Genomic DNA, 13,818 nt, shown 5'->3' on the forward strand with positions numbered 1-13,818 from the left:
AGGCGGTCCGGACGGCTCGGGCGGTCCGGACAGCTCGGGCGGCTCGGACGGCTCGACGATCGGGGTCGTCCTCGCGGTCCCGGGGACGGTCGAAGCGGACCGCGAGCACGGCCGCGACGGCGAACGCGACCTGCGGCCCGGCGATGACGCGGTCCTGCGTGTCGTCGCCCAGGGAGAGCTGGACGATGCTCCCACGGCCGCGACCACCGTGAAGACGACCATGGTCACCCGCCCTGGCGCCTCCCCTGGCGTCGACGCCGCCGCCGTCCCGCTGCCCGCACCCGTCGAGGGGCGGTGTGATCTGCGTCGCTGCGGTTGGCAGCGGAAGTCTCGGCACCTAAGTTAGGCGAGGCTGACCTAACCCGATCCTCGTAAGGAGCCCCGTGACGATGCCCTCCGCCCTGCTCGGAGCCGCGACCGCGGCCGACTACGCCGGCGCGCTGCACGCCGTCGTGGACGACGTGGCCGCCCGCGTCGAGACCGCCCGCCAGCCGTTCTGCGGTGCGAGCCGCCGCGAGCTGCAGGCGCTCGTCGACGCCGTCGACCTCGACGGGCCGCCGGTCGGGACGCCCGACGCGCTGCGCGAGAGCGCCGACCTCTACGCCTCGCACGCCGTCTGGTTCCACCACCCCGCGTACGCCGCGCACCTCAACTGCCCGGTGGCGCTCCCCGCGGTCGGGGCGGAGGCGATGCTCGCCGCGATCAACACGTCCGTCGACACGTACGACCAGTCCACGGTCGCGACGCTCATGGAGCAGCGCCTCGTCGGGTGGACGGCCGGCCGCATCGGCTTCCCGGGCGGGAGCGACGGCGTCTTCACCTCGGGCGGCACGCAGTCCAACCTGCAGGCGCTGCACCTGGCGCGCGAGGCCGCGCTCACCGGGCCCGACGGCGCCCGGCTCGGCGGCGCGGCGCGGCGCGAGCGGCTCGGCCGGCTGCGGGTGCTCGCCACGACCGCCGGGCACTTCAGCGTGGCGCGCTCCGCGCTGCTGCTCGGCCTCGACGACGACGCCGTGATCGGCGTCGGCACCGACGCCGAGGGCCGTCTCGACCCGGGCGCGCTGGCCCGGGCCCTGGTCGACGTCGAGCGGGCGGGCGACGTCGTCATGGCCGTCGTCGTCACCGCGGGGACCACCGACCGCGGGTGCGTCGACCCGATCGCCCCGGTCGCCGACCTGTGCGACGCCGTCGGGGCCTGGCTGCACGTCGACGCCGCGTACGGCGGCGGGCTGCTGGTCTCGCCGCGCCGTCGCCACCTGCTGGACGGCGTCGAGCGGGCACGCAGCGTCACGGTCGACTTCCACAAGACGTTCTTCCAGCCGGTCTCCTCCAGCGCCCTCCTGGTGCGCGACGCCGCCGACCTGGCGCGGGCCGCGTGGCACGCGGACTACCTCAACCCCGCCGAGGAGGCGGGGGAGCCGAACCCCGACCTCAACCTCGTCGACCGGTCGCTGCAGACCACGCGCCGGTTCGACGCGCTCAAGCTGTGGGCCACCCTGCGCGCCGTGGGCGCGGACGGGATCGGCGACATGGTCGACGCCGTCTGCGACCTCGCCGCGGCCGTGCACGCCGACCTCGCCGAGGACCCCGACCTGCGGCTCCTCGCCCCCACCGACCTGTCCACCGTGCTGTTCCGCTACCAGCCCGGCGGCCTCGACGACGCGCAGGCCGACGCCCTCGTGCCGCGCGTGCGGCGCGTGCTGTTCGACTCCGGCCGCGCGCTCGTCGCGAAGACGGTGATCGACGGGCGTCCGTGCCTCAAGCTCACGCTCCTCAACCCGGACGCGACGCTCGACGACGTCCGCGGCGTGCTCGACCTGGTGCGCGCCACGGCGCAGGGGCTGCTCGCCGGCGAGGAGCTGCTCGACCTGGACGCGCCGCCGTGCCGGGGCGTCCACCCGCGCCTGACCCGCGCGTCCGCCGCGCCCACCGACCCCGCCCTCGAGGAGGTCGCCCGATGACCCGCCCGACCGACCGTGCCCACGACCGTGCCCACGACCGCACCTACGACCTCGTCGGCATCGGCGTCGGGCCGTTCAACCTGGGCCTCGCCGCGCTCGCCGACCCGCTCGACGACGTCGACGCCGTCTTCCTCGACCGGCGCGAGGGCTTCAGCTGGCACCCCGGGATGATGCTCGAGGGCGCCACGATCCAGGTGCCGTTCCTGGCCGACCTGGTGACGATGGCCGACCCCACGTCGCCGTACTCGTTCCTCGCGTTCCTCAAGGACACGGGCCGGCTGTACCCGTTCTACATCCGTGAGTCCTTCTACCCGCTGCGTGCCGAGTACGACGAGTACTGCCGCTGGGCGGCCGACCGGCTCACCACCCTGCGCTGGGGCCGTGACGTCACGGCGGTGGACCGGGACGAGGAGACCGGTGACCTGGTGGTGACCGCCCGCCTCTCCGCCGGCCCGGACGGCACGGCCCGCACGGAGACGTACCGTGCGCGCCACGTCGTCCTGGGCGTCGGGACGACGCCGCAGCTCCCCGGACCGCTCGCCGCCCTGGCGGCGGAGGCGGCCCGGCACCCGGGCGCCGGGCCGGTCGTGCACAGCGCCGACTACCTGCCGCACCGCGCCGCCCTCGCCGCGTCGGGCGCGGTGACCGTCGTCGGGTCGGGGCAGTCGGCCGCCGAGGTGTACCGCGACCTGCTCGAGGACGCAGCGCCCGACGCCCACCGCGTGGACTGGGTGACCCGCTCGCCGCGCTTCTTCCCGATGGAGTACACGAAGCTCACGCTCGAGATGACGTCGCCGGAGTACACCGACCACTACCGCGCGCTGCCCACCGAGCTGCGCGAGATCCTCGGCCGCGAGCAGCGCGCGCTGTACAAGGGGATCAGCGGCGACCTCGTGGACGACATCTACGACACGCTGTACCGCAAGTCGGCCCTCGGGCGAGAGGTGCCGACCACCCTGCTGTCGGACACGGAGGTGGTCGCGGCGCGCTACGAGCCCGACGACGGAGCCGACGGCAGCACCGACCGTGCGGGGGAGTACGTCCTCACCCTGCGGCACGGCCAGCTCGGCACGACGGCGGAGCACCGCACGCACGCCGTCGTCGCCGCCACCGGGTACGGGTCGGGGGTGCCCGGCTTCGTGGCGCCCGGCCTGGTGGACCTCGACGAGCTGGGTCGCGTGGACGTGGCCCGCGACTACACGGCCGGCGCGGGCGGCCGCCTGCACGTGGGCGGCACGGAGGCGCACACCCACGGTGTCACCGCGCCCGACCTGGGCTTCGCCGCCTGGCGGAACTCCGTGATCCTCGCGCAGGTCACCGGCCGCGAGCCGTACGCCATCGAGCGACGGATCGCGTTCCAGACGTTCGGCCTGCCGGGCGGCCGGCCCGACGGCGAGCCCTCGACGCCCTGGTCGCCGCCCGAACCCGCCGCGGCCGAGCGGGAGGTGGCCCGATGACCGCCGTCGCCGAGACCCGGACCGCCCGCGGCGCCGGCACGCCCCGCACGTCCCCGGACGCCGTCGTCCTCGAGCCGGTCGACCCGGCGCGGGACGCCGCGACCGTGCACGGGTGGCTGACCCACCCGGCGTCGGTGTTCTGGCAGATGGGGCACCTGGGCGTCGCGGAGGTCCGCGACTACCTCGCCGACATCGCGGACGACGACCGGCAGGACGGCTGGCTCGGCCGCGTCGACGGCGTCCCCGCCTTCTACGCCGAGACCTACGACCCGGCCCGCGTGCTGCTCGTCGGCGTGCACGACGCCGCACCCGGCGACGTCGGCATGCACCTGCTCGTGGCGCCTCCGCCCGACGACCCGGCCGCCCGCGCGCCGGGCTTCACCGACGCGGTGATGGCCGCGGTCGTGCGCTTCTGCCTGGCCGCGGAGGGCCGCGGCGGGGCGCGCGTCGTCGTCGAGCCGGACGTGCGCAACCGTGCGATCGCCGCGAAGAACGCGGCCGCCGGGTTCCGCGTGCTGCGCGAGGTGGAGCTCGACGACGGCGACGGACCTGGCGGGCACACCAAGCGCGCGGCGCTGAGCGTGTGCGCGCGGGCGGACTTCGCGGTGTCCCCGCTCGGCGCCCTCGCCGGCCTCGGCGAAGGCGACGGCGCGGACCTCGCGCCGCACCTGCGCCCCGACGTCGCCGAGCACGCCCACCGGCACCTGGCCGCCAAGGCGCTCGCGGAGCTCGCGCACGAGCGGCTCTTCCGCCCCGAGCCCGACCCGGAGCCGGGGCGGTACGAGCTCGCGCTCGACGGCGTCACGTACCGGTTCGCGGCGCGGACGTTCGCGCTGGAGCACTGGGTGGTGGACCCGGCGTCCATCACGCGCACGGCGTCGTCTGGCGACGGCGCCGACCTGCCCGTGGACGCGCTGGAGCTGGTGGCGGAGCTGCAGCCCCTGCTGCAGATCCCGGACGACCTCGTGGCGACCTACCTCGAGGAGCTGTCCTCGACCCTCGCCGCCGCGTGCGCCAAGCGCGACCGCGAGCTGGCCGGTGCGTCCCCGCAGGTGCCGGCGCTGCTCACGGACCTGGTCCCGCACGGCTCCGGCGCCGGCGACGAGGGCGACGACGACCGGCGGCGGGCCGACGCGTTCCAGGCCACCGAGGCGGCGATGACCGAGGGGCACCCCGGTTTCCTCGCGAACAACGGCCGCATCGGGTTCTCCCTCGACGACTACCGGTCGTTCGCCCCCGAGCGTGGCGAGCGGATGCGCCTGATGTGGCTGGCGGCGCGGCGCGAGCACACCCACCTCGCCGTCGGCGACGGCCTCACCGAGCGGGAGCTGTACGGCGCCGAGCTCTCCGGCGCCGAGCGCGCCGCGTTCGCCGAGCGGCTGGCCGCGCGCGGCCAGGACCCGGCCGACTACCTGTACCTGCCGGTGCACCCCTGGCAGTGGCAGCACCGCGTGCCGATCACGTTCGCCGCGGACGTCGCGCGGGGCGACCTGGTGCCCCTCGGCCCGGGCGCCGACGAGTACCAGCCGCAGCAGTCGATCCGCACGATGTTCAACCGCACGCGGCCCGAGCGGCACTACGTCAAGGTGGCGCTCGCGATCCAGAACATGGGCTTCCTGCGCGGGCTCTCCCCGGCCTACATGCGCGGCACCCCGGAGATCAACGACTGGGTGGCGGGCGTCGTCGCGGGCGACCCCACGCTGCGCGACGCCGGGTTCGGCGTCCTGCGCGAGCGCGCGTCGGTCGGCTACACCGGCGACGTCTACCACCGCACCGCCCGCCCGAGCGCGCACCGCAAGATGCTCGCCGCGCTCTGGCGCGAGTCGCCCGTGCCCCGTACCGCGCCGGGGGAGCGGCTGGCGACCATGGCGAGCCTGCTGCACCGCGACGCGGCAGGGCGGGCGCTCGCCACCGCCCTCGTGCGGGAGTCGGGGATCGCGCCCGAGGCGTGGCTGCGCGCCTACCTCGACGCCTACCTGTACCCGCTGGTGCACTGCCTGCGCGCGCACGACCTGGCGTTCATGCCGCACGGCGAGAACCTGGTGCTCGTGCTGCGCGACGGCGTGGTGCGGCGGGTGTTCATGAAGGACATCGGGGAGGAGATCGCCGTCCTCGGGCACCGCGAGCTGCCGGCCGGCGTGGAGCGGGCGCGCGCCGTCGTCGACGCCGACCAGAAGGCGCTGTCGATCTTCACCGACGTGTTCGACGGCGTGCTTCGCCACCTCGCGGGCATCCTCGCGGTGGACGGCGTGCTGGGCGAGGACCGGTTCTGGGCCGTGGTGGCCGACGTGATCGACCGGCACGGGGCGGAGCACCCCGACCTGGCGGGGCGGATCGAGCTGCGGGGCCGGCGGTTCGCGCACTCGTGCCTCAACCGGCTGCAGCTGCGCAACACGCTGCAGATGGTGGACCTCACCGACCAGTCCGCCTCGCTGCTGTACGCAGGGACGATGGCCAACCCCGTCGCCCGCCCGGACGCCCCGTGACCCACCCCTTCGAGCTCTTCCGCGACGACCTCGGGGTGCCGCACGTACGGGCGGGCTCGGAGGCGGACCTGGCGTACGGGCAGGGCTACGTCACCGCGCTGGACCGGGGCTGGCAGCTCGAGGTCGACCGCTGGTACGGCGAGGGGCGGCTCGCCGCGCGGGTCGGCCCGGCCGGGCTGGAGTGGGACCGGTTCGCCGCCCGCGTGCGCCTGGCCGACACGACGCGCCGGGTCTGGGACGCGCTCGCGGAGCCGGAGCGGGCGTGGCTCGGCGCGTACGCCGACGGCGTGCGCGCCGGGCTCGACGCCGGCGGGCGGGACACGCCCGAGCGGGCCGAGCTCGCCCGCGCCCTCGGCGGCGCGGACCTGCCCGACGACGAGCCCTGGCGGCCCTGGACGCCGGTCGGCACGTTCCTGGTGCACCACGTGCTGTTCAGCGGCTTCCCGCACCTGCTGTGGCGCGAGCACGTGGCGCGCACGCTCGGCCCGACCCTGGGCGACGCGGCCGTCGGCTGGTGGGGCGCGCGGGACGGCGCGGGCGGCCCGTCGTCGGGGTCCAACGCGTGGGCGCTGCACGGCTCCCGCACGGCGTCCGGCGCTCCGCTGCTCGCCGGCGACCCGCACCGGCTGCTCGAGCTGCCCGGCGTCTACCAGCAGGTCCGGCTCGCCCGCCCGGGTCACGACGTCGTCGGGCTGGCCTTCCCGGGCGTCCCGGGAGTGCTGCACTTCGGGCAGGCGGTGTCGTCGGCCGGATCCGCCGAGACCGTCGTGGCCTGGGGCGTCACCAACGCGATGGCGCACCACGTCGAGCTGTACGCGGAGGGGTGCGACGCCGCCGCCGCGGGGGCGCGGGTGGTCGCGCAGGGCTCGGACACCGTGCCCGTGCGCGGCGGCGAACCCGTGGTCGTGCGCTGGGCCGAGACGCCCCGCGGCCCGCTCGTCACGGACCGGCACAGCCTCCGCTGGCCCGTGCGCGTCACCGCGGACGCCGGCGTGGCCGCCTGGCGCGCGCTCCAGCACGCGGCCACGGCGCGCGACGTCGCCACCGCGTTCGCCGGCTGGGTCGACCCCGTGGACCGGGTGCTCGCCGCCGACTCGACCGGCGAGGTGCTGCGCCTGACCGCCGGCCTGGTGCCCGAGGTGGCGCCGTCGGGCCGCGTCGTCCCGGCGACCGGCGGCACCCCGCCGGCGTGGCGACGGCTGCCCGCGCCCGCCGTCGTGACCGACGTCGCGGTGGACGCCAACCACCGCCCCGCGCGGACGGAGCACGACCTCGGCCACGCCTACGCCCCGCACCGGGCCGCGCGCGTGCGCGCGCTGCTCGCCGACCCGCCGCCCGGCGGGGAGACGGCCGCGGCCCAGGACCGCGTGCTCGCGGACACCCACGACGGCGGCGCGGCGGGGCTCGTCGCCCGGCTCGGGCCGGGCCCGTCCGTCGGCGCGCTCGGGGCGGCCGAGGCGGTCGGCGCTGTCGGGACCGCGGGCCGCGCTGCGCGGCTGCGCGCGTGGGCGGCGGCGGGCGCGCGGATGGACGCCGGCTCCGCGGACGCCGCGCTGTTCGCGCGCTGGCGGCACGCGCTGGTGCGCCGCGTCGCGGCCGACCCGGCCCTCACCGCGCTGCACGAGCCCCACGGCCTGCCCGAGGTCTTCGCGCCGTGGCTCGACGTCGTCGCACGCGTCGGAGACGCGCTCGCGGTGATCCTGGGCTCGGGCGTCGTCGACGACGGGCGCCTGGCCGCGGAGGCGCTCGCGGACCTCGACGACGTCGACGTCCACGACGAGCCGAGCGGCGACCACCCGGGCGACCACCCCGGCCGCCCGGTCGAGACGTGGGGCGACCTGCACCGCCTGGCCCCGCTGCACGCGCTGGGCCTGGTTCCGGGCGCGGCGGCGCCCGCGGTGCCGGCGGAGCACGCGCGTCCGCTGGGCGGGTCGGTCGACGCGGTCCGCTGCACGGCGGGCGTGCCCGGCGTGACCCACGCCGTCCTGCACGGGTCGGTCGCCCGCTGGGTGTGGGACCTGGGCGACCGCCGCCGCAGCCGCTGGGGAGTGCCGTTCGGCACCTCCGGCGACCCCCGCTCGCCGCACTTCGCCGACCAGCACCCCGCGTGGGCCGAGGCGCGCACCACCCCGATCGAGACCGACTGGGCGCGGCTGCGCCCGGAACCCCTGCCGACCCGACGACCCTCGGAGGACCGATGACCCGCGAGCCCACCGCCGACCACCCGACCGAGCTCACGACGACCGAGCCCGCGACGTCCGACCGCCTCCTGTCCGGGGCGCGCGGCGCGGAGGTGTGGCGCGCCGACGTCCCGGGCGCGGGCACGGTCTCGGCGCACGTGCTGGATCCGGTCGCCGACCTCGACGTGCTGCACGAGTGGGTCAACCGCCCGCACGCCGGGTTCTGGGGCCTGGCGGGCCTGAGCCGCGAGGACCTGAGCGCCACGTACGCGTTCGTCGACTCCCTGCCCACGCACCACGCCTACCTGGTGCGCTGGGACGGCGAGCCGGTGGTCCTGGTGCAGCTGTACCACCCGGAGGACGACCCGGTCTCGACGGCCTACGACGTGCGGCCCGGCGACCTCGGCATGCACTTCTTCAAGGGCGGCGACGGGCCGGCCGCGCGCCACGACGTCGCGCCGTGGGCCGTGGTCGGGCCGGCGGTGCTCGCCTTCGCGTTCGCCCGGCCGGGCACGCGCCGGCTGGTCGGCGAGCCGGACGCCCGCAACCGGTCCGCGGTCGCGCGCATGGCGGCGTTCGGCTTCGAGGCCGCGGGCACCGTGCGCTTCGAGTCCCCCCAGGGGCCGAAGGAGGCCGTGCTGGCGTTCTGCCCCCGCGAGCGTGCCGAGGAGCTCGTCGCGGCGGCGTTCGGCACCGCCGGCTGAGCCGGTGCCGGGCCGGCGTCAGGCCTGCGGGTCGGCGGGGCGGACGACGTCGGGCACGGGGCCGGTCGTGGTGCCGGGCACGAGCTCCACGGGGAGCGTGGTGCTGGTGGGCTCCTCGTCCGCGAGCACGCCCAGGACGGCGCGGCCGAGCGCGGCGCCCTTGGCCTGCAGCGGCTGGTGCACGCTGGTGAGCACGTCGGGGGAGAGCCACGGCAGGTCGATACCGTCGAAGCCCGCGACCGAGACGTCCTCGGGCACGCGCAGCCCGAGCTCGCGGGCCGCGATGACGGCACCCGCGGCGAGCAGGTCCGAGTGCGCGACGATCGCCGTCGGGCGCTCCGTCTCGGGCACCCACGCCCCGAGGATCTCCGTCGCGGCGTCGCGACCGTGCTCCACGAGGGACGCGGGCGTCTCCCACGAGATCACGGGCTCCACCGCGTCGCGGACGCCCGCGAGACGGTGCCGCGTCGACGTGCGGTCCGCCTGGGCGAGGCGCGCCGCGTCGATCGGGCCGGACCGCTCCGCGGCGTCGAGGGGCAGCGTGATCTCCGCGATGCGGGTGTGCCCCAGCTCCTGCAGGTGGCGCACGGCCAGGGCCGTGCCGGCCCGGTCGTCCAGCGCGACGAGCGGCGCGCCCTCGACCCGGCCGCCCTCGCCGACCACGACGGGGACGTCGCGGCGGCGCAGGGCCGCGAGCGTCGCGTCGTCGGTGAGCACGCCCCACACGAGCACGGCCACGTCCATGGCGGCGGACTCCAGCAGGGGGTCGACGGCGGGCACGGGCGCCGTCTCCTCGCCGTCGACGCGCGGCCCGGGGACCGCGCGCACGCCGGGGATGAGCAGCACGCCCAGGCCCTCGGCGCCGAGCACGTCCACGAGGCCGTCGAGCACCTTGACCGCGACCGGGTCGCGGAAGGCGCGGCCGGGCTGGTCGCCGAGGACGACGCCCACGATGCCGGAGCGTCCGGAGCGCAGCTGCCGGCCCAGCGGGTTGGGGCCGGAGTAGCCCAGCTCGGCGGCGGCGGCGAGCACCTTGTCGCGCGTCTCGGCGGTGATCGGTCCCGCGCCCGAGAACGCCAGCGAGGCGGTGGAGACCGAGACACCCGCGAGCTCGGCCACCCGCGCGAGGGTCGGTCGGGCGTTGCTGCGGCCCATGGGGCTCCTTCCGGCGAGGTCCGGGGCGAAGCCTACCCGCGCTGACCAGCGCGTGCTCGAATCGATTTGACCGGCGTGGCGGAATCCGGAAGCGTCGGACCGTGAGCACCGATCTGCCGCCCGAGCGCCCGGCCGCGCCGCCCGCGCACGCCGTCCGTGCGGCCTGGGCCGTCTTCGTCGTCTTCGTGGTCGCCGGGATCGGGATGGCCACGTGGGCCTCCCGCATCCCCGCGGTGCGTGACGGCCTCGGCTTCTCCGAGGCGGAGATGGGCGTGCTGCTGCTCACGGGAGCCATCGGGTCGCTCGTCGCGCTGCCGCTGTCGGGCATGATCGCCTCCCGCATCGGCGCCGGCCGCACCTGCGTGTCGTTCGCCGCGCTGGCCGCCGCCGGCTTCGCCGTCGCCACCCTCGCCGTCGACGGCGACCACCCGATGCTGGTGCGCGTCGGCCTCTTCCTCGGCGGCATGGGCGTGGGCATCTGGGACGCGGCGATGAACCTCGAGGGCGCCGTCGTCGAGCAGCGCCTGGGGAAGTCCGTCATGCCGCGCTTCCACGCCGGCTTCTCGCTCGGGACGGTCGCGGGCGCGGGCATCGGTGCCCTGGCGGCGCACGCCGGCGCCTCGCTGCCCGGGCACGTCATCACCGTGATGGTGATCGACCTGCTGGTGGTGGTGGCCTGCGTGCGGTTCTTCGAGCCGACGGCGGACGCCGCGGCGGTGGGGGCGCCCGCGCCGGACACGCGGGCCGACCCGGCCACGGCCGTCGACACGGGCACCGGCCACACCCTGCGCGACACCCTGGCGACCTGGCGCGAGTCGCGCACGCTGCTCGTGGGACTGGTCGTGCTCGCCGCCGCCCTCACCGAGGGGGCGGCGAACGACTGGGTGAGCCTCGCCGTCGTCGACGGCTTCGGCACCGACGACTCCGTCGGCGCCATCGGCCTCGCCGTCTTCCTGTGCGCGATGACGCTCGCCCGGCTGGCGGGCACGTCGCTCATCGACCGCTACGGCCGCGTGCCCATGCTGCGGGTGTGCGGCGCGGCCGCGCTCGTGGGCGTCCTCGTCTTCGCGCTCGTGCCGTCCCTGTGGGTCGCGCTGGTCGGGGTCGCGATCTGGGGCGCCGGCGCGTCGCTCGGGTTCCCGCTGGGCATGTCCGCCGCCTCGGACGACCCGAAGCGTGCCGCCCTGCGCGTCTCCGTCGTCTCGACGATCGGGTACTCGGCGTTCTTCGTCGGCCCCGCGCTCATCGGCTTCCTCGCCGAGCACGTCGGCTACCGCGACGCCCTGCTGGTGCTGGCCGTGCCCGTGGCGCTGGGGCTGCTGGTCGCCGGGGCGGCGAAGCCGCTGCCGGCCGCTCCCGACCCGGCGCGTACGCTGGGCGAGTGAGCCTGTCGACCCTGAACACGCCGTCCGCCGACGAGCCCGCCCGTGAGCACGACGGGCGCGAGACGGCCGCTCCGGCCCTCTCCGAGCTCACCACGCTGCGCGTCGGAGGCCCGGTCGACGAGTACGTCGAGGCGGAGTCCGAGGCCGAGCTGATCGACGCGGTGCGCGCCGCGGACGACGCCGGGCGGCCGCTGCTCGTGATCGGCGGCGGCTCCAACCTGCTGGTCGCGGACGAGGGGTTCGCCGGCGTCGTCGTGCGCGACGCGCGCCAGGGCCTCAGTGCCGACCTCGAGGACTCCTGCGGCACCGACGGCGCCTGCGGGGGCGCGAGCCTGCGCCTGCCCGCCGGGCAGGACTGGGACGCCTTCGTGGCCGAGGCCGTCGCGAACGAGTGGGTGGGGGTCGAGGCGCTGTCCGGCATCCCGGGCACCCTCGGCGCCGCGCCGGTGCAGAACATCGGCGCGTACGGCCAGGAGGTGTCCGGCGTCGTCGCGTCGGTGGTCACCTGGGACCGCGCCACCGGCAGCCGCAGGACCTTCACGCTCAGCGAGCTGGGCTTCGGGTACCGCACGTCGCTGCTCAAGCGCACGATGCGGGCCGACGGCGGGGAGGGCGCGCCCTGGTACCCCACGCCGCGGTACGTCGTGCTCGAGGTCAACCTGCAGATGCGGCTCGGCAGCCTGTCCGCGCCCGTCGGCTACGGCGAGCTCGCCCGGCGCCTCGGCGTCGAGGTGGGGCAGCGCGCGCCGTCGGCCGAGGTGCGCGAGGCCGTGCTGGAGCTGCGCGGCGGCAAGGGCATGCTGCTGGACGGCGTGGGCGGGGTGCCGCTCGGCGATCACGACCGCTGGTCGGCGGGGTCGTTCTTCACCAACCCGGTGCTGCCGGCCGACGCGGCGGACGAGCTGCCCGAGGACGCGCCGCGCTTCGCCGTGCGCTCCGCGACGCCGGAGTCGACGGTGAGCCCGAGCCTCGGCGTCGTCGACCCGACGCTCGTGAAGACGAGCGCCGCCTGGCTCATCGAGCACGCGGGGTTCACCAAGGGCTTCGGCGTCGCGGGCGAGCACAGCCCGGCGCGCCTGTCGACACGGCACACGCTCGCGCTGACCAACCGCGGCGGAGCGACGGCGGCCGACCTCGTGGCCCTCGCCCGCGCCGTGCGCGACGGCGTCCGCGACGCGTTCGGCATCGAGCTCGAGCCCGAGCCGGTCCTGGTCGGCACCGCCCTGTAGCCGGCACCGCCGGCCGGGTCAGTAGAGGACGACCGGGGTGCCCTTCGGCGTGCCCCACGAGTCCCAGAGCCAGTTCATCGCGGCGTTGGACACGCGCACGCAGCCGTGCGACGCGGGGTACGGCGGGATGGATCCCGAGCCGTGCACCGCGTACCCGCCGGAGAAGTACTTCGGCCGGTACATCGACCCCAGCTCCAGCGTGGACTCGTGCATGCCGTTGCGCTCCATGTACACGGCGTAGGAGCCGCGCGGCGTCGTCGCGTGGTAGCTGCGGCCCTTGGCCTCGTACGTCTCGCCGTTGCCCGACGACGCGTTGATGATCCGGGTGACCTTGCCGCCCTCGACGGTCATGAGCAGCTGCCGGTCGAGGTCGATCTCGATCGCCTTGCCCGACGACGTGTGCGCCTTCGGGCGGACGCCGTCGTCCAGCGCGGCCTGCGTCTTGGGACCCACGACGCCGTCACGGTACTGCCCGGCGGCCTTCTGCAGCGCCCACACCGCCTGCTGGGTGGCCGGGCCGAAGCTTCCGTCGGCGTCCTGGATGAAGTACCCGAGCTCCTGCAGCCGCTCCTGGAGCGCGACGACCCGCTCGCCGGAGTCGCCGTACTCGAGCATCTTGTCCCGCTCCTCGGCGGCCTTCTTCTCCGCCGCCTCCTGCTCCGCCTGCTCCTTCGCGGCCTTCTCGGCGGCCTTCTTCTCGGCCTCCTTCTTCTCCGCGGCCTTCTTCGCCTTCTCCGCGGCCCGTTCCTCCGCAGCGTCCTGCTCGGCCTGCTCCTCGGCGGCCTTCTTCTCCGCCGCCTTCTTCTCGGCGGCCTCCTGCTCGGCCTGCTCCTGCGCGTCGTCGGACGCCGACCCGGCGCCGTCCTCGGACGGGGGAGCGGAGGTCGTCGGGGCCGCGCCCGGCTCGGGCTCGGTCTCGCCGGACAGGGGAGCGCACCCGGCAAGGGTCAGGGCGAGCACCACCGGGACGCCGACGAGCGACGCCCGCAGGCGTCGCCTCAGGCTGGGAACCGTACGCATGGAGCCCCTTCCGCGCCGTCGGCGCACCAGGCGCGCCGCGGGGTACTACCGTGCCCTGCGGGTGCCCGGGGCGCGAACGCAGCGCTCCGTTCGTGTCGTGATCGTCACCGTGTCGTGACCTGTCGTCTGCCGTTCACCTGCTCAGACGCACGACGGAGGGAAAAGGTTGGGCCCGGCCCGCGGGGCGAGCGAACCCGTCGAGAACGCGGTCGGTCCCGCCGCCCTCGGGGGGCGGCGGGAC

At 76.4% G+C, this 13,818-nt stretch carries 9 protein-coding genes; 7 read left to right on the forward strand and 2 right to left on the reverse strand.

Annotated elements, in window-relative coordinates:
* The first annotated feature begins 389 nt into the window (after positions 1-389).
* The 5 genes from ACFQ8Y_RS09975 to ACFQ8Y_RS09995 are packed head-to-tail and all read left to right on the forward strand — an operon-like array spanning position 390 to position 8,788.
* Complete coding sequence (locus ACFQ8Y_RS09975; RefSeq protein ID WP_430585355.1) at positions 390-1,961, forward strand: pyridoxal phosphate-dependent decarboxylase family protein; 1,572 nt, start codon at positions 390-392, stop codon at positions 1,959-1,961.
* Entirely contained in the window at positions 1,958-3,418 is a 1,461-nt protein-coding gene (locus ACFQ8Y_RS09980; protein WP_430585346.1) for a lysine N(6)-hydroxylase/L-ornithine N(5)-oxygenase family protein, read from the forward strand. The genes ACFQ8Y_RS09975 and ACFQ8Y_RS09980 overlap by 4 nt, the downstream gene beginning before the upstream one ends.
* Positions 3,415-5,904: a GNAT family N-acetyltransferase gene (locus tag ACFQ8Y_RS09985; protein WP_430585347.1), complete on the forward strand. Its 2,490-nt coding sequence runs from the start codon at positions 3,415-3,417 to the stop codon at positions 5,902-5,904. Before ACFQ8Y_RS09980 ends, ACFQ8Y_RS09985 begins: the two co-directional genes overlap by 4 nt.
* On the forward strand, positions 5,901-8,105 hold the full coding sequence (locus ACFQ8Y_RS09990) for a penicillin acylase family protein (protein WP_430585348.1): 2,205 nt from the start codon (positions 5,901-5,903) through the stop codon (positions 8,103-8,105). Before ACFQ8Y_RS09985 ends, ACFQ8Y_RS09990 begins: the two co-directional genes overlap by 4 nt.
* Complete coding sequence (locus tag ACFQ8Y_RS09995) at positions 8,102-8,788, forward strand: GNAT family N-acetyltransferase (protein WP_430585349.1); 687 nt, start codon at positions 8,102-8,104, stop codon at positions 8,786-8,788. The genes ACFQ8Y_RS09990 and ACFQ8Y_RS09995 overlap by 4 nt, the downstream gene beginning before the upstream one ends.
* 18 nt (positions 8,789-8,806) lie before the next feature.
* On the opposite strand, the gene ACFQ8Y_RS10000 is transcribed toward ACFQ8Y_RS09995, so the two are convergent.
* Entirely contained in the window at positions 8,807-9,943 is a 1,137-nt protein-coding gene (locus ACFQ8Y_RS10000) for a LacI family DNA-binding transcriptional regulator (protein WP_430585350.1), read from the reverse strand.
* Positions 9,944-10,044: 101 nt separating this feature from the next.
* On the opposite strand from ACFQ8Y_RS10000, the gene ACFQ8Y_RS10005 reads away from it, so the two are divergent.
* Together ACFQ8Y_RS10005 and ACFQ8Y_RS10010 are read left to right on the forward strand one after the other, a co-directional pair.
* Positions 10,045-11,328 (forward strand): MFS transporter, encoded by a 1,284-nt coding sequence (locus ACFQ8Y_RS10005; protein ID WP_430550535.1) that lies wholly within the window; start codon positions 10,045-10,047, stop codon positions 11,326-11,328.
* 2 nt (positions 11,329-11,330) lie between these two features.
* Entirely contained in the window at positions 11,331-12,557 is a 1,227-nt protein-coding gene (locus ACFQ8Y_RS10010; protein WP_430564446.1) for a UDP-N-acetylmuramate dehydrogenase, read from the forward strand.
* 18 nt (positions 12,558-12,575) lie between these two features.
* Here the strand turns inward: ACFQ8Y_RS10010 and ACFQ8Y_RS10015 are convergent, their stop codons facing one another.
* Complete coding sequence (locus ACFQ8Y_RS10015) at positions 12,576-13,577, reverse strand: L,D-transpeptidase family protein (RefSeq protein ID WP_430585351.1); 1,002 nt, start codon at positions 13,575-13,577, stop codon at positions 12,576-12,578.
* Positions 13,578-13,818: the final 241 nt, after the last annotated feature.

The sequence above is a fragment of the Isoptericola sp. NPDC056605 genome, assembly GCF_042792795.1.
Classification (GTDB): domain Bacteria; phylum Actinomycetota; class Actinomycetes; order Actinomycetales; family Cellulomonadaceae; genus Isoptericola.